The sequence below is a fragment of the Roseibium sp. MMSF_3412 genome (assembly GCF_030733265.1).
GTDB lineage: Bacteria > Pseudomonadota > Alphaproteobacteria > Rhizobiales > Stappiaceae > Roseibium.
Genome location: NZ_JASHJI010000001.1, coordinates 341,619 through 362,327 on the forward strand (window position 1 = coordinate 341,619; position 20,709 = coordinate 362,327).

The following is a 20,709-nucleotide window of genomic DNA, read 5'->3' on the forward strand; positions in this document are numbered from 1 at the left end:
AACATCTTCTGATGCGTATGCCGCTCTTCATAGGATTGACCGCCGGTGCGACAGGACTTGTCGCGCTGTCGGCGATCCTTTGGCTCTACGCCGGTGAACGGGTCTATGCGGACCGGCTGCTGTCGGCAATCGCAAGCTGTTTCGGCTAGCACTTTTTTCGACCGTTTCGCCAGGGACGCCATGTCATCCAAACGCCTTGACCAGCATCTTGTCGACACGGGCGTGTTTGCAAGCAGGGCGCGGGCACGTGATGCCATCTTGCGCGGCACGGTCCTTCTTGACGGGTCCGTCTGCAAGAAGCCGGCACAGAAAGTAATGCCGGGTGTACCGGTTGACGTCGATGACCCTGCTTCCAGCTATGTCTCGCGCGCCGCGCTCAAGCTCATTGAAGCGCTGGACCGCTTCGGGGTCGATCCGGCAGGGCGGGTCTGCCTGGATATCGGTGCCTCGACCGGCGGCTTCACCCAGGTGCTTCTTCAAAACGGCGCTGCGAAGGTTCATGCAATCGATGTGGGCCACGGCCAATTGCATGAAAGTCTTGCGTCCCATCCGGGGGTGATTGCGCAAGAGGGCCTCAATGCCCGCGATCTGACCCGGGCGCACCTGAGTGACGACACACCGGATCTCATTGTGTCCGATGTCAGCTTCATTTCCCTGAAACTCGCCCTGCCGCCGGCGCTCACGCTGGCCGAGGAGGGAGCGGAAGGTATCTTTCTGGTGAAACCTCAGTTCGAGGCGGGCAAGGACAAGATCGGCAAGGGCGGACTTGTCGATCCCGATGTCGCCGCAAGAACGGCGCTTGAACTACAGGTTTGGCTGTCATCGGTGCCTGGCTGGGAGGCGGGCGACCTGATCCCCTCCCCCGTGAAGGGCGGCGACGGGAACGCCGAATGGCTGCTCTACGGCAGGAAAACCGGTTGATCAGCTGATAGTCGCCAGGGTGCTGCTCAGGTCCCGGATCAAGTCCGGGACGGCACTGTGTGTTTGTTGAGAGCTTGAACCAAACACACATCGTCACCCCGGCCTCGAGCCGGGGCCCACTCGCCGGTCAACTTGCCGAAGGATCTGAAAGAGCTGCGGCAGCGCAACGGATGACACCATCGTTTCTGCGAACGCGTAGGGACCGGATCTCCGCTGCGCTTCGTCGGGGTGCACCTCTCAGAATGCGTTCAATGTCGTGTTCCCACGTTGCCGCCCCGGCCTTGAGCCGGGGCCTCCTGCATTGGGTTGTTCGGGTCCCGGATCAGGTCCGGGACGGCGGGCTGTACGACCATCGTGCTGAGGGCCAGCACAGGCGGGGGACGGTCTCTCCACTTCCGCTGTTTCCCTCTCCTGTCGGGAGTGAAGGGACGAGCGTCTGAAGCGCATTGGTAACCTTAATCCTTCACCCGGCCATGAGTGCATCTACCCGAAAGGTCCGGTGCCGGCTGACAGCCGCGAGTGCCCGACATCGCATTCACGGGCCACAAAAATTCCCTCATTGGTTGAATTTTCTGCGAATGCATTTCCCTTTTGGGAAGGTTTCGGACGTATAACCGGACCAAGACAAAGGGGAGCCTTGCATGGAAATTCCAGCGCTGGAGCGCGTCGAGTGCGCGATACTCCATGAGCAATTCAAGCCGTTGAACGGAAACATTCTGTTCGAGGCGATCCAGAAACTTGCCAGAGAACTAAACTACGCTCCCCATGTTCAGTTGATGGGCTCATCGACACAAAAAGACATTCATGTAATCGCAAACGGGCACCGCATTCTGGTCAGCCAGAATCCACAGCCCCTGGAACCGGAAGGCTTTCGCAGCGCTCTGACCACCCCGTACACGGGATTTGTCCTCCCAAACGCCCATGACGTCGTCATGCGGCACAAGGCGAACACCTTCATCACGATCGGCAAGGGGTTCCTGGACAGCCGGCATATCAGAGAACACGGGGGCTCTCCCCTTCTTCTCGAAGCCGTCAATGCCGTTTCGTCCTTCACAACGCTTGCAGAGGCGGACCGGGCAAGAGCGTTCTGCTACGCCCTGACCAAGCTCATCATCGGTCACAACAAGGCGTCGGCGATCCATTGGTGCGTCAGCGACAATCTTGTGTCCCAGGCAGTATTCGAGAGCTCTGCAAAGGACGGCGATATTACGCTCTTGAACATTCGTCCCTATCTCAGTTCCAGCGCCGGGCGGCTCGGCGAAGGCCTGCCGCTGAAGATGATCGTGCACGGATCCCAGTGGATCATCGGCAAAATGATCGAATTCGAGGAAGCGCCCGTGCCGTTTCCATGGATGATGGAGGTCGTCTACGGCTTTATCCGAGTGTGCCAGATCCGAGGTTCCATCCTGCCGCACAACAACACATTCGGCGACGAGGACAACAACTGGTCGGTCGCTGTTTATCACGAAAAGATCGAAGGCCATTCCGCCTGGGACAAAGTCAGGCTCGTGGTCGTGAACGCGCCTCAGTTCGGCATTCATGGAGACACGACGGCCAAGCGGTACCACAAGTACGAAACCGAGGAAGACATCCGCAAACGCGCCGAGGAAGAAGAACACGAGGTCACAGCCGCAAATGATCCACAGCCCTTCGGCAGGCGGCCCGACACGGCTTCGGATGGCGTGGGCTCTTCTGATCGTCAGCCCGCCGAGAGCGAGGTTGCCAACGATGCCCGCCGCGAGACCAGGATCACCCAGCAGAAACAGGACCTGAACGCCTTGCGGGATTTCGCGAAACGCTCCAGCACGCCAGACAAAGTGGAAAGCATTGAACCTGCGAAGGGCTGGCTGTCGCGGGCAAAGGGGCTGTTCAAGAACGATCGCTGAGCCGAAAATCGTCATCGCCGCTCAAATAGACATGCGCCAGAGCTTGCCCGCACGGGGCGTTGGCGCTATCGCTCGCTCATGAGTGAGAGAGAACTGACAATCGCCGAACTCGGCCACCGCGGCGACGGGATCGCGCCAACGGATCACGGCGCGGTTTATGTTGCAGGTGCCTTGCCGGGCGAGGTCGTCACGGCATCGGTCGCAGATGGACGTGCGAAAAACCCGATCTTCAAATCGCTGTCGCCGGACAGGATCACTCCGGTCTGCAGGCATTTCGAAACATGCGGCGGCTGCACGGTTCAACACCTTGCACCAGCGCCCTATCTCGCCTGGAAGCGCACGCTGGTGGAAAAGGCGCTGCGTGACCGGGGAATTGAGACCGACGTCTCCGATACGGTTTCGGCGACCGCCGGCGGACGACGCCGCGCCGTGTTTACGGCGACGCGCGCAGGACGGCACACGCTGCTCGGATATCATGAAAAATCAAGCCACAGGCTCGTCGATATCAAGGAATGCCCGATCCTGGATCCCGCCATCGCCCAGGCCGTGAACGGTCTGAAATCGCTGGTATCGGAGATCCTTCCGCGCAAAGGCGAGGCCCGGCTGACAGTGCTGAACACGACGGCAGGGCTGGATGTCGCCATCGACAAGGCAGACAAGGCCTATGAGCGCAAGATCCCTGCCCTGTCGCAGAAGACGATCGAATTGGATCTTGCCCGGCTCTCGATCAACGGCGAGGTTCTTCTGGAAGTCCGGCCGCCGATGCTCGACATGGACGGTATCGGCCTTGCCGCCGCGCCGGGCGGTTTCACACAGGCGACGCTTGCGGCGGAGGATGCGCTGTCAAAACGCGTGCTTGAAGCCGTCGGCAAGGCCAAGACGGTGGCGGATCTTTTCTCTGGTGCCGGCACCTTTGCCTTGCGTCTTGCGCGGCAGGCAAACGTCCACGCAGTGGAGGGTGATGCGGCAGCCATCGCCGCTTTCGACAAGGCCCTGCGCAAACCCCAGGGATTGAAGAAAGTCAGTTACGAGCGGCGGGACCTGTTCCGCAGGCCTCTGGTCCTGGAAGAGCTGGAACCGTTCGATGCCGTCGTGTTCGATCCGCCGCGCGCCGGGGCACAGGCACAGGCCGAGCTTCTGGCGCAATCCAGCGTGAAGACGATCGTCGCGGTCTCCTGCAATCCGGCAACATTTGCACGGGATGTCCGGCTGCTGCTGGACGGCGGCTATACGCTTCAAAGCGTCACACCGGTGGACCAGTTCCTTTATTCGCCCCATATTGAAGTGGTTGGTGTGCTGATCAGGGAGTGATCCATGGCTAAGGCGAATGACAAACCGCGCGTGAGCAGCGCACTCCGAAGCCTTCCTCCTGTCGCGCGTCTCGCACGGCGCACGCGCTATGCACTTCACCAGGGAAGCCGCGTTGCGCTTTATACGCTTCACTCGGAAGCCATGCGCCGCATGAACAAGCGCATCCAGAAAGACCTTCCGGAAGCGCCGAAGGTTGTCCCCGAAGGTCCGGTCCCCGGACAGAGGCGGATGCTGGCTGACATTTTCAAGCTTTTCGCCGAGGACCTGAAAGCGGTCGAGGACGGGCTTTACCCGATGCCGTCGGACGGGACCCTGTCACCGCGCGAGCTGCTCGACACCAGCCGGGCATTCTTCAAGGATGTGCCTGAAGTGGCACGCCGGCGGGCAACGGGTGCGCACCAGGAAGTCAATGAGGAGGTGACGGGGTTCGCCGAGGCGCTGCCGCGCTATTACCGGCAGAACTTTCATTTCCAGACGGATGGCTGGCTGAGCGAAGACAGCGCCAAGCTCTACGATTTTCAGGTCGACGTCCTGTTTTCAGGCGCAACCGCTGCCATGCGCCGCAAGGCGCTCGTTCCTTTCGCGAATATCCTGAAACAGAAAGACCAGCGCAAGGTCGTCTATGTCGACGTAGCCTGCGGAACCGGTGGCCTGCTTCGCCCTGCGCTGAAGGCCTTTCCGAGACTGCGCGGCATCGGGCTCGACCTTTCGGAGCCTTATCTGAACGTGGCACGGAAGCGATTGAAAACGCCTCGAGCAAGCCACGTGACCGCCATGGCGGAGCAACTGCCCTTCGCCGATGCCACGGTCGATGCTGTTTCCTGCGTGTTTTTGTTCCATGAACTCCCGCCCAAGATCCGTCGTCAGGTGATTGCCGAGATCTCCCGGGTTCTGAAGCCGGGCGGATCTTTCCTGTTCGTCGACAGCCTTCAGACCGGCGATGTGCCGGATTATGACGGTCTTCTGTCGGTGTTCCCGCAGCTTTTCCACGAGCCGTATTATACATCCTACCTGCAGGAAGACCTGACCGGCCTTTGCGCCGAACAGGGTCTGGAAGAGCGCTGGATGGTGCCGGCCTTCGTGTCGCGTGCGGCCGAATTCGTGAAAACAGACTGAGTCACTCTTTTCAGTGTCACTGAAATTTCTTCGAAGTCTCTCTTGAGACTGAATTCGATCGCGCGTATATGCGTGATCATGAGACTCGATCAATGGCTTTTGCAGACTGGTGAGGGACGGAGCGCATTTGCGCGCCGGGCCGATTTGTCGCCTGCGTCCGTATCAGCCCTTTGCAACGATCCGAACGTCTGGGTGTCGCGGGACATGGCCCGCAAGATCGCCATCGCGACCGATGGCGCCGTCACGCCCAACGATTTTCTCGGACTGTCCACAACCAAGGAGCATCCCGTGTCCCAGGCCCGTGTCGCAGAAGCAATCCGCGCGTTCGAACGTGGAGAAATGGTGGTCGTGACCGATGATGACGACCGCGAGAACGAAGGCGACCTGATTGTCGCGGCGTCCAAGATCACCTCCGAACAGATGGCCTTCATGGTCCGGCACACGTCCGGGATCATCTGCGCGCCGATGACGGTTGCCAATGCGCGCCGGCTGCGCCTCGACCCGATGGTGGCGGAAAACGACGCACCGCTTGCGACCGCTTTCACGATTTCCGTCGACTACCGTCAGGGGCTGACAACAGGCATTTCCGCAGAAGAGCGGTGCGCGACCGTCCATGCGCTCGCAAACCCGAATGTCGCCGCCGACGATTTCGTCCGCCCCGGCCATATCTTCCCGCTGGTTGCCAAGGAAGGCGGCGTCATGATGCGATCCGGGCACACGGAAGCCGCCGTGGACCTGTGCCGTCTTTCGGGCCTTGAAGAGGTCGGCGTGATCAGCGAACTCGTCAATGACGACGGCACCGTCAAGCGCGGTGCACAGGTCGCCGAATTCGCGTCCGAACACGATCTCAAGATGGTATCCGTCTCCGACCTGATCGCATGGCGCCAGCGCACCGAACGCATGGTCGAGCGGGTGAATGAGCAGCCGGTCGATACGATTGCCGGCCCGGCCTACGCGATGACCTATTCAACGCCTTACGATCAAATGCATCACCTTGCCATCGTCTACGGCGACATTCTCGACGGCCGCAGCGTCCCGGTGCGTTTGCAGCTTGAATCGGTTCTGGACGATGTCTTCGGCGAGGCCCGTCCCCTTGACCAGATCATGAAGCATTTTGCCGATCGCGGGCGTGGCGTCATCGTTTTCCTGAGAGAGGGATCAGTCGGGGTTGCGCGCCAGTCACGGCGTGCGCGGTCGGATTTCGAAGCCGCCGATACGGAAGAACACGGCTCCGCGCAGGCGCGGCAGGAACAATGGCGGGAAGTCGGGCTCGGCGCGCAGATCCTGAAGGACCTCGGCGTCAGTTCCATCCGCCTGCTTGCCTCGCGCGAGCGGCACTATGTCGGCCTGGAGGGCTTCGACATCAAGATCGATGAAACGGAAATTCTCGACACCTGATCACGGGGTCGGTTCAACCAAAAGACGGCGGGTGCGGGATCTGAAATCCCGCGCCCGTTTTCCGGTCTACATCAGGTGTTCCTTGAAGAACGCGACGGTGCGCTCTTCCGCGAGCTTGGCGGCTTCCTGATCGAAGCGGGGCGTCGTGTCGTTGTGGAACCCGTGATTGACGCCGGGATACATGTGCGCAACGTAATCCTTGCCGTTCGCCTTCAGGGCCTCTTCATAAGCAGGCCAGCCGGCGTTGATGCGCTCATCCAGTTCCGCGAACTGAAGCATCAGTGGTGCCTGGATCTTGGGAACATCGGCGGCATCCGCCTGGCGTCCATAGAACGGCACACCGGCTGCCAGTTCCGGATAGGCGACCGCGATCGCATTGACGACGCCGCCGCCGTAGCAGAAGCCGACGGCACCGACCTTGCCGGTACTGTCGTCGCTGTTGAGAAGGTACTCGAAGCCGGCAAAGAAGTCGTTCAGGAGCTTTTCCCTGTCGACCGTGCGCTGCAGTTCGCGTCCCTTGTCATCCGTACCCGGATATCCTCCGACCGACGTCAGACCATCTGGAGCCATGGCCATGAACCCGGCCTTGCCAAGGCGGCGGGCCACGTCTTCGATATAGGGGTTCAGGCCCCGGTTCTCGTGAATGACCAGCACGGCCGGAAGTTTGCCGGTCGCGCCTGCCGGTTTCACCAGATAGGCGTTCACCTCGCCATGGCCGTTGGGCGATGGGTAGGTGATCCTTTGCGTCTCGATGGCGGCATCATCCGGGTCGACCTGCTGGGCGAGTGCATAATCGGGCGACAACTGATCCAGAAGCATGGCTGCAGTGACGCCTGCAACGGCGAACTTCGCCGCGCCATTCAAGAATTCCCGTTTCGTGATCTTGCCGTGGGCGTAATAATCATAAAGATCCAGCAGTTCCTGAGGAAAGTCCTTCGCCGTCATGCGGCGAACCGGGGTCATGTCGTTCATCACGTCGCTCCCTGAATTGTACGAAAGTGCAAACTGTCCCACACCTAGGCGTATCTTAATCGAGTTCCACCGGGCTCAACGGGAATTGTTGTAACGGTTTGTATCAGAGCGGACTGCTCGTCAGCCTTGCACAGACTGCTCGGGCAAGGATCAGGAAAACACCTCCCCGACCCAGCGGCTGACCGCCAACATTCGGGCAAGACCGGCCTGATCGGCATGCTGAAGCAACCAGACTTCCCGCTGCAGGTCCGGCTTCGGTTCGCTCAAGACCTGCAGGCGTTGATCCGTTTCGGCAATCATATTCGGAATGATCGATCGGCCAATGCCCGCAGCAACCGCTTCTATAACCCCCTCAAGATCGCTTGGCCGGATACCGGCAATACCGCTCTCCGACATTTTCAGGTGCTCCGACATCCAGCGCGCCTGCGGCAGGAAGCTCATGTTCTCATGATAGGTGATCCATGGCAGATCGCCGGCATCAACACCTGCCGGTCCGTAGGCAGAATGCTCAAGGACCGCAATCCGTTTCGCCGTCACGTTGTGACCGCCGTCGCGCGGGCGGCCCAGGCGGATTGCCATGTCGGTTTCCCGTCGTGTCAGGCTGACGTTCCGGATCTCGGAGGCCAGGTGCAGTTCGATTCCAGGGTGCTGCCGGAAAAAGCGGCGCACCCGAGGCATCAGGATCCTGGAGTTGACCACAGGCACCGAAGAGATCCGGACCATACCCTCTTCCGCCAATTCCGCCCCGGACAGTTCCGAACTCAGTGCGTTAAGGGATGTCTCCAGCGTTTCACCATAGGTGATCGCCCTGTGGCCTGCGGAGGTCAGCTCAAGAGATCCGCTGGCGGACCTTTCAAGCAACTGCGTCCCGATTTCCTTTTGCAACACCGCCAGACGCCGGGATACCGTCGTTGCATCGACGCCCAGCCGGACAGCCGCCGCAGACAGGGACCCGGCGCGGTAGAATGCGAGGAGGTATTTCAGATTTTCCCAATTCATGACTGCATTATTGCAGCTCCACTCTGCAAATTCGATTATTTACTTGCGTTTCTGCAGCCTGCTAAAACGTCTCCCGACCCACCGGAAGAGTGTTCATGCTACAGGATCTAAGCGTCTGGGCCGGACTGCCGCCGACGCAACTCATTATTTGCGCCGTGATGGTCTTCATCGCCGGGCTGGTGCGCGGCTTTGCGGGCTTCGGCCTGTCGGCCGTCCTGATGGCGAGTATCGTGGTTTTCATTCCGCCGATCGAACTGATCCCGGTGTGCTTTCTCCTGGAAGCTGCCGCCAGCCTGGCGATGTTCCGCGGCGGCCTCAGGGACGCCGATGTCGGTACCGCGGTGACCCTTGCGATCTGCAGCGCCGTCGGCGTTCCGCTCGGCCTGGCCCTGACCACCAGCATTGACGTGGACCTTTCAAAGCTGATCGCGCTTCTCATCGTATTGTCGCTGACGGTTCTTCAACTCATGAAGATCAATCTCCTCCCGGCCTCGCAGAAGGTCGCGCTACCGGTCACGGGTTTCGCCGCGGGCATCGTCAGCGGACTGGCCGCCGTCGGCGGGATGGTGATTGCCCTTTATGTTCTGGCATCACCAAAGAAGGCGCGGGAAATGCGCGGCTCCCTGGTGCTTTACCTGTTTTTCGGAATGCTGACGTCGTCAGTGACGCTGTACCTGTACGGTGTCCTGCAGGGAGAGGCACTCGTTCGCGGGGCAATTCTCTCGCCCCTCGTACTGGCTGGCGTTTTTGCCGGAAGCAAATTGTTCAGCCGCAGTCTCGACCAGACCTACCGTCGCGTCTGCCTCTACCTTCTCGTTGTGTTCGCCAGCGCAGGACTGGTCAGGCTGGTCGCGTTTTAGCGATCCGGCCCGATTGCCCTGGCAATCAGCGAATTCCGGTTAACCGACCTGGCCCCTGTGACGCAGGAAGTGGTCTGCAAGCACGCAGGCCATCATGGCTTCGCCGACGGGGACCGCGCGGATCCCGACGCAAGGGTCGTGACGCCCCTTGGTCATGACATCGACTTCCTCGCCCTGCCGTGTGATCGACTTGCGCTCCGTCAAAATGGACGAAGTCGGCTTGACGGCGAAGCGAACAACCAGCGGGTCCCCGTTCGAGATACCCCCCAGCACACCGCCGGAATTGTTTGTCAGAAAGACAGGTCTGCCGACATCGTCGATGCGGATCTCGTCGGCGTTTTCCTCGCCTGTCAGACTGGCGGCTTCGAACCCGTTGCCAATCTCGACACCTTTCACGGCGTTGATCGACATCATGGCAGCCGCAAGGTCGGTATCCAGCTTGCCATAGATCGGCGCGCCCCAGCCGGCGGGCACCCCTTCGGCAACCACCTCGATGACGGCTCCGACCGACGATCCGGCCTTGCGCACACCATCCAGATAGTCCGCCCAGTTCGCGGCGGCCTCCGAGTCGGGTGAAAAGAACGGATTGTTGTCGACTTCAGCCCAGTTCCAGTTGCCACGGTCGATCTTCCGCTCACCGACCTGCACCAGCGCCGCGCGGACCGTGACACCCTGAAGAACCTTGCGGGCAACGGCACCCGCGGCAACCCGCATGGCAGTTTCGCGTGCGGACGAACGACCGCCGCCGCGATAGTCCCGAATTCCGTATTTTGCATCGTAAGTGAAGTCGGCGTGGCCGGGCCTGAACCGGTCCTTGATCTCGGAATAATCCTTCGAGCGCTGATCGGTGTTTTCGACCAGCAGCGAAATCGGCGTTCCGGTGGTTTTCTGAACACCGTCCTCGTCGACCATGACACCAGACAGGATCTTCACTTCGTCCGCCTCGCGCCGCTGGGTGGTGAAGCGGGACTGCCCGGGCTTGCGTTTTTCCATGTAGCCCTGGATATCGGCTTCGTTCAGCGGGATCAGCGGCGGGCATCCGTCAATGACGCACCCTATTGCCGGACCATGGCTTTCTCCCCAGGTCGTGACGCGAAACAAGTGACCAAAACTGTTGTGCGACATGAAAACTTCCAGATCTGCAGCGAAAAAACATCAGGCGCGAGCGATAAGCCAAAGTGGCTGGAAGCTCAAGCCCCGGGGCTCATTTGCCGCTTGGCGGATTAATTGCATGAGAGGCCTAAGATCAACCAATTGTGAAGCTTTCTCGGTTTTTTTATTAAGTAAATCTTAGATATTACCCCGGAAGAGGGCAACCGAATGCGTAATTTTATTCGCGTGATTACTGCGATAAACAACATTTAGTCTATAAATTTTTGCCAATCCTTAAGGCTCAAGCCCTATCACTTTACGCGAGGAATATGTTTTCGGGGCACAAAAGTGCATATTCGTGGTTGGCTTACAGGTCTTATCGTCTTCCTGCTGGCACCTTGCCTGCTGTTTGCTTCGCTGTGGTTTAGCAGCAAATTCGAAGACGTCGGTTCGATTGATCGCAGTCTGGATGGGTTGAACCTCATCCAGGCTCTCGGACCGCTCATGGAGGAAAAGGCGCTGACCGGCAAGGTCAGTCAGCCGACAGAGGTGCTCATGAGGCAGCTTGCGTCGTTCGACACGGCTCCGAACGAGGCGAGCCTCGTGTCCGAATTCGCTGCCTTCCTGCATGAACCCGGTGTTCCCGAAGCATTGCGCAAGGCCAGATCGGTGGCTGCGCTGATTGCGCACCAGTCAAACCTGAGCTCTGCGTCGACGTACGAAACCGCTGAACTGCCGCACCTGATCAGCCATACGCTTCTGACAGTGGTGATCGAGACATCGGTGATGGTGGAGAACGGCAGGATGCTCTCTGCCAAGGATGCCATCAACACCTGGGACAAGATGCTCATTCCCGTTCAGGGCGGAAGTTTCAAGGTGGCCGCGGACCACGCATCGCGCGCCACGAAGCGGCATTTCGGCAGGCTTGCCGGACCGACCGCCGAAGCGCTGCAGGACAAGGCAGCCGCGTACCGGTCGGCGAACCTTGTCTATCAATCAGCCGCCGCAAAGCTGCTGTCATCGACAATCAAGGGAGTGACCGGCGCCGACATCCAGACGCAGCAGCTGAATTCTGTGCAGCCGGATTTTGTCCGCACGATCTTTGCCCTGTGGCAGGAAACGGTCGACTACCTCCACGCAGACCTGCAGCACACGCGTGCCGAGACACTCTTTGCGGTCGCCCTGGCCGGTCTGGTCGGTGGCCTCGTCATCATCGCGGCGTTCGCTATCGCGGTTGCGCTCAGCCGGGCGCTCGCCGATCGTACGCAGCAGGAGTTCGAAAATCTCGGGTTCCACGATCCGCTCACAGGTTTGCCGAACCGGCGCGCACTCCTGAAGAAGCTGCGTTCCCTGGCTGACCGGGAAACCGAAGACCAGCTTGGACTCGTGATCCTCGATCTCAGGCATTTCAAGAAAATCAACGACCTTTACGGTGATCAGTCCGGTGACACCATATTGCGGGATGTTGCCGAACAGCTCGTGCAATACGCGGAACCGGAAGACTTTCTGTGCAGAACCGGCGGCACGGAGTTCATGCTGCTCCGTCCACGTCTTTCCGGCGTGTCGGACTTTGAGGCGCTCCCGGCGAGAATCATTCGCGACCTGGGTGCCGAGCGCCCGGTCAATGGCCAGAAAATGGTTCTTGAATCGAATGCAGGACTGGTCATCAACCGACCCGGCGATCCTGTTTCCGACCAGTTGCTGGTGGATGCTGAACTGGCCCTGCGTTCCGCCAAGCAGAAAGCGCCACGCAAATTCGCCCGTTTCACCTCCGAGATGCGGATTGCATTCGAGGAGAACGGCGAAATCGCCAAACAGCTCCTGAAAGCGCTGGAGGCGGGCGATGTCGTGCCCTGGTTCCAGCCACAGATTGATCTCAGGACCGGCGAAGTGGTCGGAGCCGAAGCCCTCGTGCGCTGGCTGGACAACGACAAGGTGCACTATCCGGGTTACTTCCTGCCGGCGGCACTGGAAGCCGGCTACATGGAGCGCATTGAAGACATTGTCCGCTGCAAGACGCTCGAGCTTGCCGCGTCTATCGCCGGGTCATCCCGCCGCAACATGCATTTCGGGCTGAATATTTCAGCGGACATCCTCAGCAATACAAAGGCTGTCGACAGTCTTCACCAGCAGGTCGTTGATATCGGTCTCGATCCCAGCCTTGTCAGCCTTGAAATTCTCGAAGCGGTCATGATCGACGAAGACAAGGCGGCGCCGATCAAGTCGAACATCGCGCACCTGTCGGATCTCGGGTACTTTATCGAACTCGATGATTTCGGGACGGGCCATTCCAGCATATCCAGCCTGAGGGACCTCAGCATCAACCGCGTCAAGATCGACCGCAGCTTCGTCTCCGGCGTGGATTCCAAGAGCGATCTCCAGAAATTCACCAGCGCCCTGATCAATCTTGCCAAAAGCCTCGATATCAGTGTCCTGGCCGAGGGCGTGGAAACCGAAGGCGAGCGCACCTGGCTCAAGGACCACGGCTGTGACGTGATCCAGGGTTTCCTCATTTCAAAGGCGGTCCCGGAGAAGCAGCTCGGCGCCATGATCCTGAAAAACAATTTCGGTTCCCACCTGACCGCAATCGACGACAGAAGCACCGCGACCGGCTGAGACCGCACGACAGGCTCCCGATCAGGGTGCGTGAAGCCGTTCGCTACCCAGCTCCGCCTGTCTTTCCTTGAACTCGGCCGCGGCCAGTGACAAACCTCCATTCGAGCCGTCGACGAAGTGGATGTGCTGGCTGTTGCCGATATCCTGCACAAAACAGGTCATCAAGGCCTCGCTGGAGACGTGCAATCCGAAAATGGCGTCGCCCTCCTCATATGCCGTGGCAAGACAGGACTGCAGTGCGTCCAGCTGTGCCGACGACAGATCAAGAACAAGCTGCAGGCTGTCGCCGACCTTGCGGTGATCCGTGTTGAGACTGAGTTCCTTGAAGTACTTTTTCGGATCGAACGGGCCGACCCTGAAACCGGTCATATAGCTCCAGACAAAAAAGAAGCATTCGACGGAGGTTTTCACCCAGCCTTTCGCAAGATTGCGGGCGGATGTCAGGCTGACTTCGAGGCTCAGACCCCGGGGCGGAAACCGGAACTTCAGGTGCGACTTGTCGGCCATCCGGGTTCGCGTGTCGTCCAACAGCGGATTGAAGCCAAGTTCGCCGGCGATCCTGTCCATCAGTTCGGTGAGCGACTTGCGCCCGGCCGGCTTCATGATCAGCGAGACGATGTGCCCGTTGAGTGCCGGCAGCGGTTCCCAGCGGCAAGACAATCCTTCCAACGGCGGCAGATCGGTGTCTTCCGATCGTATCGCATAAGGCTTTACCGAGTCTGGGTTCTTCAGGATGGTATCGGAAATGCCCAGACCGTCGCCAACGATCATGGCCAGATGATTGCCCGGGCTCAGAAGATACTTTCGCACCCTGATGTCGCCCCCCGCGGCGCGGATGTCGGCAACGGGTATCGCAGCGGCGCGCAGTTCCAGTTCCATCACCTGCCTGGCAAGACCAACCACGCCGGCCAGCGCATCCGTGCCCTTCTCCAGATCCTTCTGCGGCACCAGCAGGGTGGCTCCGTCGCCGCCGAAAACAAATGGCACGCGGTCCCGTCCGACGCTGTTCAGAACCGCTGCAATCACTGCGGCGCCAACCATGTTGACGTCCTTGTAGCGGCCCTCTGAAACGGCCTTTCCGGAGCTGACAATGTCCGCGGTCAGGACATACCAATCGTCCGGCACAGCCCGGTAGTCCTGCAGATCCGCCACATTGCTGAAATCGGAGAAGCTGGGCAGTTCACGATAGAATTCGTCTGCGGACACGGCTTTACCCCCTCAAGTTGCTGAGCGTACGCCGCACGTCGTGAGGCCGATCACAAGAAGCGATGACCTCAGTGTAACTTATTTGTGTAGCGGCAAGTCAAATGCCGGCAAATCGGCTGTCTCTCCAGACGAATACCTTGTCCTGCGGTGCGTCCAGTTTGGGCACATGAACGCTTTCGAGACCCTCAAGAAGACCCCGCACGACCCGAAACACGCCACCGTGCGACACCACGACCGTGGGTTTCGAAACGGTCTTGAGCCATGCACCGACCCGCTCGGCGAGCATCTCGTAGCTTTCGCCGCGCGGCGGCGTGAAGCGCCACTTGTCCGCACGCCGATGCAGGAGCCGCTCCTGCTCGTCATCGGCAAGGTCCTCGAAGGTAAAGCCTTCCCATTCTCCGAATGTCAGCTCTGCAACGCGCTGTTCGAGACGATAGTCGCCCGCCGGCAAACCCAGACCGGAGCGTAGCAGCTCCATTGTCGACCGTGTGCGTCCAAGCGGCGAGGACACGAAATCGAAGCCCGCCGGATCAAGACCCTCCTCATCCAGGAAGGCGCGCAGGCGTTCGCCGTTCCCGGCCGCCTGCTCCCGCCCGGTGTCATTCAGAGGAATGTCGCGGTGGCCCTGCATGCGGCCTTCCCGGTTCCAGTCTGTCTGTCCGTGGCGCACGAACACGAGCAATGCCGGGTCATGGATCCGGGGCAACCTTATGTTCGGACCGGGGGAGAACACTTTCGTCATGCCGTTTCGCCAGACAGGTTGCGAGGCGATCGCCTCGGAAAAGAAAATGGCCGGTCACCCGGCCATTGATTTGGTCAGTCCTTGACGACGGAGATGTCAGGGGCGTCGACCGCCTTCATGCCGACGATATTGTAGCCGCAGTCAACATGCTGGATCTCACCCGTGACGCCGCGTCCGAGATCGGACAACAGGAACAGGGCGCTGTCACCGACTTCCTCGATCGTGACCGTGCGCCTGAGCGGAGAATTGTATTCGTTCCACTTCAGGATATAGCGGAAATCGCCGATACCGGATGCCGCAAGGGTCTTGATCGGACCTGCCGAGATCGCGTTGACCCGGATGTTCTGCGGTCCAAGATCCATGGCAAGGTACTTCACGCTCGTTTCCAGAGCCGCCTTTGCAACCCCCATGACATTGTAATGCGGCATGACCTTCTCAGCGCCGTAATAGGTCAAAGTCAGCACCGATCCGCCTTCCGGCATCAGTTTTTCGGCGCGCTGGGTCACGGCTGTCAGCGAGTAGCAGGAAATGTCCATCGTGCGGGCGAAGTTGTCGGAGGACGTATCGACGAACCGGCCGGTCAGTTCCGCCTTGTCGGAAAACGCGACGGCGTGGACCACGAAGTCGATCTTGCCCCACTTTTCCTCAAGCAGCTTGAACACGGCATCGATTGTCTCGCCTTCCGTCACATCGCAGTGTCCGGCAACGATCGCGCCCAACTGGTCCGCAAGCGGTTCGACCCGTTTCTTCAATGCATCGCCCTGATAGGTCAATGCGAGTTCAGCGCCCGCGTCGGCAAGTGCTTTGGCAATTCCCCAGGCAATCGACTTGTTGTTTGCCACGCCCATGATCAGGCCGCGTTTGCCATTCATCAGTCCGCGCGCTGCTTCCGCCATCTTCATCTCCGAACAGGATTCCCTACCGCCCGAACGGGCTGGCCTCCTATGGCACAAGGGGTTTGTTCCTTCAAGGCTCGCAGCGACCGAATACACCGTCGACGGCGGTGACAAGTGTCATTATGTTAGCGCGCTCATTTCCGGCTTACCTTAACGAGGATCCCACCCATGGTGCAGATTGCACATGCCGACCGTTTCGCTGAATTGATCGGCGCTGCGAACGTCCTGACAACGCCCGCGGACCAGGAGCCCTACCTGACCGAGTGGCGGGATCTTTATCGTGGCGTGACCCCGATCGTGCTGCGTCCGGGGAACACCGAAGAGGTGAGCGCGGTCATGAAATATGCGTATGAGCACGATCTCAGGATCGTGCCGCAGGGAGGCAACACAGGTCTCGTTGGCGGCCAGATTCCGCAGGAAACCGGGGATGAATTCGTCCTGTCGCTTGCCAGGCTGACAAAGGTCAGGGAGGTCGACGCCGCCGGATTTACCATCACGGTCGAGGCCGGCGTGGTGCTGGAAACGCTTCAGAACGAGGCGGAAAAGGTCGACCGGCTGTTTCCCCTGTCCCTCGGCGCACAGGGGTCCTGCCAGATCGGCGGCAACATCTCCACCAACGCAGGTGGAACCGCGGTGCTGTCCTATGGCAACACACGCGACCTTGTTCTGGGGCTCGAAGTCGTGCTCCCGACCGGAGAGATCTGGAATGGCCTGAGGACCCTCAGAAAGGACAATACCGGTTATGATTTGAAACAATTATTTATCGGCGCAGAAGGCACCCTGGGGATAATTACAGCCGCGTCGCTCAAGCTTTATCCAAGACCGAAGAAACTCGAAGCGGCCTTTGTCGGACTGGCAACGCCGCAGGCGGCGCTCCGCCTGTTCACCACGGCAAAGGCCCAGGCCGGACCTGTTCTGACCGGCTTTGAAATCATGCCGAGGGTCGGGCTCGAATTTTGCCTGGCGCACCTGAGCGGTGCGCGCGATCCGCTGACACAAGCACATCCCTGGTACGTGCTCATGGAGCTGTCCAGCGGCTCGGAGGCATTTCCGGTGCGGGATCTTCTTGAAGGTATTCTCGGCGAAGCCTTCGAAGACGGTCTGGTTGAAGACGCAGCCTTTGCCGAAAGTCTCGCGCAGGTCCAGGACTTCTGGCACATCCGCCATGGCATGTCGGAGGTGCAAAAGGCGGAAGGCGGCTCGATCAAGCACGACATATCCGTGCCCGTCGCCTCGGTACCGGACTTTCTCGACAAGGCCATGGCGGCCGTCGAGGCCTTCGTCCCCGGGTGCAGACCCGTGCCGTTCGGCCATATCGGCGACGGCAACATTCATTTCAATGTCAGCCAGCCCGTCGGTGCCGACAAGGACGACTACCTGTCAAAATGGGATGCCATGAACGAGATCGTTCACGGCATTGTCGGTGACTTCGGGGGCAGCATCTCCGCCGAGCATGGCATAGGCCGCCTTAAGCGGGATCTTCTCAAGTCTGTCAAATCCGACATTGAACTGGACCTGATGCGCCGGATCAAACGGGAGTTCGATCCGAAGAGCCTGCTGAATCCGGGTCGCGTCCTATAAAGAACTACTGATACAATTCTTGAGAGTGAGCGAGTTGTACTCCGTTTTTCTGTGACGACGGCCCTCGTGTTCTTGCTATACCGGAACCTGCTGCCGTCAAAGAGACCGCCACCCGCTCAGGTAGCAACCGGCTCTCTCCCGACCGCCCTGTTCGTGAAACAAGTGATTGCAAAACGCCCGGCAGGATCCTGATTTGGAAGGCAATTATGATCACGACTGATCGCCGGCATCTGATATCGACATGCACGACAACGTTGATTCCGGAGCCGGATTTGTCCCCAGATTGTCCGGAGAACTTTCCGCGTTTGAACGTTTGACGCGCAAAAACGTGCGATCGCAGCATAGTTACGTCCAGATTCGGAAGTCTGATACTTGTTAAAAATGACTTATTTTTCAATCAGGAAACAAATTTTGTATCGATGAAACTGACGAATTTCATACTCACCTTTTGAAAACTCCCAGAAAAAACCCTCAAAAATTAAATTTTTCTTAAAAATGCTTGCATGCCAGAAGGCAGAGCAGAAACAGACAGAGGAGGAAGTCTCGAACAGGACTTGCACAAGATCCTGGAGACGATGCAGGGGCAGGTTTTTCATGTAAATCTTACATACAACCACACCTACATCTTATGGAAGAAAGATACGAGCCGTCTATGACCTCATAAGAATAAGCTATTTGTAAACGTGGTAAGTAAAAGGTTAATGAAGTGTCATCGGCGCCAATAAGCCAACCGGTCGAAAGACCTAACGAAAGCAAAAAAGAGCAGCGAAGGCGGAATTCGCAGCTCTTAGACAGTGCACGAGAGAGATAGACCCCATCGCTCTCTCACATGGAGGCCTTAATGCAGGTTCAGAACTTAGCTAGTTCGGATCACTGGGATCGTGTGAAAAAAGAACTAAAAAATGAACTCGGAGAGGACGTCTTTTCAAACTGGTTCGGGAGGGTAAAACACGAAGAAACCATTGGCGATTCAGTCCGACTTTCCGTTCCAACACGCTTTCTGAAAAACTGGATCAAGAACCATTACGAAAAGAAACTGGTCGGTCTGTGGAAGCGCGAGATCGACGATATCAACCGCGTTGAACTGACCGTACGAGGAGCTCTCAGGCCGCGCCAGATCAACGTCAGCCAGCAGCCAAAAGCGATTGCGGCGCGCAGGATCAGCGGGCGTCCGGGCCCTTTCGAAAGCGTGCCTCAGATCGGCTCATCAGCAAACATCGCGGACATCCCCTGCCTGGCGGATACGGGAGAAGAAGCGGCTGCGGAATTCTTGAGCGGGGCAGCGCTTAATCCCAAACTCACATTCGAAGCTTTCGCCGAAGGGGCATCCAACAGCCTCGCCTGCGCAGCAATCCGGCAGATCGCAGCGGATCATGATGGTGCCCTCACCATGCTCTACATGCATTCGGACACCGGCATCGGAAAGACGCATCTGCTTCAGGCAGCCGCCACCGAGGCCAGACGCTCTGGCCGAAGCGTTGCCTATCTGTCCGCCGAATTCTTCATGTATCACCTTGTGCCTGCCCTGCGCACACCGGCTTTTCCGGTTCTGCGCCAGGCCATGAAATCCATTGACCTTCTGCTCGTGGACGATCTTCAGTTCCTGCACGGGAAACAGGGGCATGACGAGTTCAGCAGGACACTGGAGATCCTGATGGAAGCCCCGCGCCAGGTCATCATGGCAGCAGACAGGGCACCTGAGGCGCTCGGGACCCTGAGCGCGAGGGTCATGCAGCGGATCGAGACCGGGGAAGTCATCGGCATTCAGGCGACAGACTACGCCCTGCGCCACGAGATCCTCAGAAAACGCGTTGCCGCGGCCCGCCGCACGCATCCGTCGTTTTCGGTTCCCGATGCCGTTGCCGACTACATTGCCCGATACGTGATTTCATCGGCCCGCGATCTGGAAGGTGCGCTGAACCGGTTGTTCGCACACAATCAGCTGACCAAACAGCCCGTCACGATGGACCTTGCGGAAAAGACCCTTCACGACCTCGTCCGCATCGGCGAGCCCCGTGCAATCAAGGTCGAGGAAATCCAGCAGGTGGTGTGCAAGCATTTCAGTGTCACCAAGGCGGACCTGCTGTCATCATGCCGGGCCCGCACCCTGGTGCGGCCGAGACAGATCGCGATGTACATCGCAAAGGTTGTCACGGGCCGGTCCCTGCCCGAAATCGGCAGGCGCTTCGGGAACCGCGATCATACAACCGTTCTGCACGCGGTTCGCAAGATCGAAGACATGATCACCAGGGACGATACGCTGGCGCAGGAAGTCGAGCTGCTCAAACGGTTGCTCAACACCTGACCAGCGACAGGGCCACCCCTGCCCTGTCGGCAAGCGGCGGCGCCTGAAAGTCGCCGCAAAGGCAGCCGGGATTGCTGAAACCGGTTGCGATAAATACCTCCCACCCCTCAAGCCGCGAAAGCGGCTTGTTTTTTGCCGGTTGACAGACGGCATACGGCGACCTACCTACACGACCGGTTTGAAGGAGCCGGCCGCCCGCAGGCATATGCCGTGGTGAATTCCTTTCAGCGAACCGATCGTTGACTTGTCGACCTTCACAAGACAGTGCAGGACTTGGCAATGCGGGCCCCAACGGAAGGCCTTCGCCTTTTGACCCTGCCTTTCTTGAAAAGGTATGACCATGACGCTTCCAAGTGTATCGGAGCTGAAGGCGCAGGCGAAACGTCTGCGCAGGGCTCTCAATGAAAACGGCCAATCGCTCTCCCACAGCCAGGCGCTCGAACTTGTTTCGGCGCAACACGGTTTCCGGGACTGGAACACGGCCTGCGCGACCGCGTCCCGGCCCAATGACTTCCAGTTCCTGGTTGGATCCAGGGTGAGCGGCACATACATGCAGCAGCCCTTCAAGGGTGAAATCAAGGCACTTTCGAAAACCGGTCCCAAGGATCAGTACCGCGTGACGGTCCAGTTCGATGAACCGGTCGATGTTGTCACGTTCGACAGTTTTTCCGCTTTCCGAAGCCGGGTGACCTGTCTTGTGCAATCCGATGGCGTCGCGGTCAAGAAGACCTCGAACGGCGAACCCTACATGCGCCTGACGGTTGGAGACTGATCGAAACATGCCGGGTGGATGCGACAAACGTCCACC

The 20,709-nt window shown here is 59.1% G+C and carries 17 protein-coding genes; 11 read left to right on the plus strand and 6 right to left on the minus strand.

The features are described 5' to 3' along the window. Nucleotides 1-11: 11 nt before the first annotated feature. From RBB49_RS01475 to ribB, 6 genes are all read left to right on the plus strand, one after another. Nucleotides 12-149 (plus strand): hypothetical protein, encoded by a 138-nt coding sequence (locus RBB49_RS01475; protein ID WP_306140878.1) that lies wholly within the window; start codon nucleotides 12-14, stop codon nucleotides 147-149. 31 nt (nucleotides 150-180) lie between these two features. Then, nucleotides 181-921: a TlyA family RNA methyltransferase gene (locus RBB49_RS01480; RefSeq protein WP_306140879.1), complete on the plus strand. Its 741-nt coding sequence runs from the start codon at nucleotides 181-183 to the stop codon at nucleotides 919-921. A 641-nt stretch (nucleotides 922-1,562) separates the two neighbouring features. Then, on the plus strand, nucleotides 1,563-2,807 hold the full coding sequence (locus RBB49_RS01485; protein WP_306140880.1) for a hypothetical protein: 1,245 nt from the start codon (nucleotides 1,563-1,565) through the stop codon (nucleotides 2,805-2,807). A gap of 78 nt (nucleotides 2,808-2,885) precedes the next feature. After that, nucleotides 2,886-4,118: a class I SAM-dependent RNA methyltransferase gene (locus tag RBB49_RS01490; protein ID WP_306140881.1), complete on the plus strand. Its 1,233-nt coding sequence runs from the start codon at nucleotides 2,886-2,888 to the stop codon at nucleotides 4,116-4,118. A 3-nt stretch (nucleotides 4,119-4,121) separates the two neighbouring features. Then, nucleotides 4,122-5,234 carry a class I SAM-dependent methyltransferase gene (locus RBB49_RS01495; RefSeq protein WP_306140882.1) on the plus strand — a complete coding sequence of 371 codons (1,113 nt, stop codon included), beginning with the start codon at nucleotides 4,122-4,124 and terminating at the stop codon, nucleotides 5,232-5,234. A 78-nt stretch (nucleotides 5,235-5,312) separates the two neighbouring features. After that, a complete protein-coding gene (gene ribB / locus RBB49_RS01500) occupies nucleotides 5,313-6,632 on the plus strand; it encodes a 3,4-dihydroxy-2-butanone-4-phosphate synthase (RefSeq protein WP_306140883.1) in 1,320 nt (439 codons plus the stop codon). A 66-nt stretch (nucleotides 6,633-6,698) separates the two neighbouring features. Here the strand turns inward: ribB and yghX are convergent, their stop codons facing one another. Next, nucleotides 6,699-7,604 (minus strand): YghX family hydrolase, encoded by a 906-nt coding sequence (yghX, locus tag RBB49_RS01505; protein ID WP_306140884.1) that lies wholly within the window; start codon nucleotides 7,602-7,604, stop codon nucleotides 6,699-6,701. A gap of 150 nt (nucleotides 7,605-7,754) precedes the next feature. Continuing rightward, nucleotides 7,755-8,603: a LysR family transcriptional regulator gene (locus RBB49_RS01510; protein WP_306140885.1), complete on the minus strand. Its 849-nt coding sequence runs from the start codon at nucleotides 8,601-8,603 to the stop codon at nucleotides 7,755-7,757. A 95-nt stretch (nucleotides 8,604-8,698) separates the two neighbouring features. Between RBB49_RS01510 and RBB49_RS01515 the strand changes: the two genes are divergently transcribed. Continuing rightward, complete coding sequence (locus tag RBB49_RS01515; RefSeq protein WP_306140886.1) at nucleotides 8,699-9,463, plus strand: sulfite exporter TauE/SafE family protein; 765 nt, start codon at nucleotides 8,699-8,701, stop codon at nucleotides 9,461-9,463. Between the two features lie 39 nt (nucleotides 9,464-9,502). On the opposite strand, the gene aroC is transcribed toward RBB49_RS01515, so the two are convergent. After that, nucleotides 9,503-10,588: a chorismate synthase gene (gene aroC, locus RBB49_RS01520; protein WP_306140887.1), complete on the minus strand. Its 1,086-nt coding sequence runs from the start codon at nucleotides 10,586-10,588 to the stop codon at nucleotides 9,503-9,505. A 315-nt stretch (nucleotides 10,589-10,903) separates the two neighbouring features. Here aroC and RBB49_RS01525 point away from each other — a divergent pair, with 315 nt between their 5' ends. After that, nucleotides 10,904-13,171: a bifunctional diguanylate cyclase/phosphodiesterase gene (locus RBB49_RS01525; protein WP_306140888.1), complete on the plus strand. Its 2,268-nt coding sequence runs from the start codon at nucleotides 10,904-10,906 to the stop codon at nucleotides 13,169-13,171. Between the two features lie 21 nt (nucleotides 13,172-13,192). Here the strand turns inward: RBB49_RS01525 and RBB49_RS01530 are convergent, their stop codons facing one another. From RBB49_RS01530 to fabI, 3 genes are all read right to left on the minus strand, one after another. Next, nucleotides 13,193-14,377: a DUF3095 family protein gene (locus RBB49_RS01530; RefSeq protein ID WP_306140889.1), complete on the minus strand. Its 1,185-nt coding sequence runs from the start codon at nucleotides 14,375-14,377 to the stop codon at nucleotides 13,193-13,195. A gap of 97 nt (nucleotides 14,378-14,474) precedes the next feature. Further along, complete coding sequence (locus RBB49_RS01535; RefSeq protein WP_306140890.1) at nucleotides 14,475-15,119, minus strand: histidine phosphatase family protein; 645 nt, start codon at nucleotides 15,117-15,119, stop codon at nucleotides 14,475-14,477. A gap of 74 nt (nucleotides 15,120-15,193) precedes the next feature. Next, nucleotides 15,194-16,015 (minus strand): enoyl-ACP reductase FabI, encoded by an 822-nt coding sequence (gene fabI, locus RBB49_RS01540; protein ID WP_306140891.1) that lies wholly within the window; start codon nucleotides 16,013-16,015, stop codon nucleotides 15,194-15,196. A 168-nt stretch (nucleotides 16,016-16,183) separates the two neighbouring features. Between fabI and RBB49_RS01545 the strand changes: the two genes are divergently transcribed. The 3 genes from RBB49_RS01545 (at nucleotide 16,184) to RBB49_RS01555 (ending at nucleotide 20,673) form a co-directional block, all read left to right on the plus strand. Continuing rightward, a complete protein-coding gene (locus RBB49_RS01545) occupies nucleotides 16,184-17,596 on the plus strand; it encodes an FAD-binding oxidoreductase (RefSeq protein WP_306140892.1) in 1,413 nt (470 codons plus the stop codon). An 829-nt stretch (nucleotides 17,597-18,425) separates the two neighbouring features. After that, nucleotides 18,426-19,901 carry a chromosomal replication initiator protein DnaA gene (gene dnaA, locus RBB49_RS01550; RefSeq protein WP_306140893.1) on the plus strand — a complete coding sequence of 492 codons (1,476 nt, stop codon included), beginning with the start codon at nucleotides 18,426-18,428 and terminating at the stop codon, nucleotides 19,899-19,901. Between the two features lie 334 nt (nucleotides 19,902-20,235). After that, a complete protein-coding gene (locus RBB49_RS01555) occupies nucleotides 20,236-20,673 on the plus strand; it encodes a glyoxalase superfamily protein (protein WP_306140894.1) in 438 nt (145 codons plus the stop codon). The last annotated feature ends 36 nt before the right edge of the window (nucleotides 20,674-20,709 follow it).

Excerpts from the sequence above, each read along its gene's own strand:
- RBB49_RS01475 (WP_306140878.1), top strand. The coding sequence starts at position 12 with ATGCGTATGCCGCTCTTCATAGGATTGACCGCCGGTGCGACAGGACTT.
- RBB49_RS01480 (WP_306140879.1), top strand. The coding sequence starts at position 181 with ATGTCATCCAAACGCCTTGACCAGCATCTTGTCGACACGGGCGTGTTT.
- RBB49_RS01485 (WP_306140880.1), top strand. The coding sequence starts at position 1,563 with ATGGAAATTCCAGCGCTGGAGCGCGTCGAGTGCGCGATACTCCATGAG.
- RBB49_RS01490 (WP_306140881.1), top strand. The coding sequence starts at position 2,886 with ATGAGTGAGAGAGAACTGACAATCGCCGAACTCGGCCACCGCGGCGAC.
- RBB49_RS01495 (WP_306140882.1), top strand. The coding sequence starts at position 4,122 with ATGGCTAAGGCGAATGACAAACCGCGCGTGAGCAGCGCACTCCGAAGC.
- ribB (WP_306140883.1), top strand. The coding sequence starts at position 5,313 with ATGAGACTCGATCAATGGCTTTTGCAGACTGGTGAGGGACGGAGCGCA.
- yghX (WP_306140884.1), bottom strand. The coding sequence starts at position 7,604 with ATGAACGACATGACCCCGGTTCGCCGCATGACGGCGAAGGACTTTCCT.
- RBB49_RS01510 (WP_306140885.1), bottom strand. The coding sequence starts at position 8,603 with ATGAATTGGGAAAATCTGAAATACCTCCTCGCATTCTACCGCGCCGGG.
- RBB49_RS01515 (WP_306140886.1), top strand. The coding sequence starts at position 8,699 with ATGCTACAGGATCTAAGCGTCTGGGCCGGACTGCCGCCGACGCAACTC.
- aroC (WP_306140887.1), bottom strand. The coding sequence starts at position 10,588 with ATGTCGCACAACAGTTTTGGTCACTTGTTTCGCGTCACGACCTGGGGA.
- RBB49_RS01535 (WP_306140890.1), bottom strand. The coding sequence starts at position 15,119 with ATGACGAAAGTGTTCTCCCCCGGTCCGAACATAAGGTTGCCCCGGATC.
- fabI (WP_306140891.1), bottom strand. The coding sequence starts at position 16,015 with ATGGCGGAAGCAGCGCGCGGACTGATGAATGGCAAACGCGGCCTGATC.
- RBB49_RS01545 (WP_306140892.1), top strand. The coding sequence starts at position 16,184 with ATGGTGCAGATTGCACATGCCGACCGTTTCGCTGAATTGATCGGCGCT.
- dnaA (WP_306140893.1), top strand. The coding sequence starts at position 18,426 with ATGGAGGCCTTAATGCAGGTTCAGAACTTAGCTAGTTCGGATCACTGG.
- RBB49_RS01555 (WP_306140894.1), top strand. The coding sequence starts at position 20,236 with ATGACCATGACGCTTCCAAGTGTATCGGAGCTGAAGGCGCAGGCGAAA.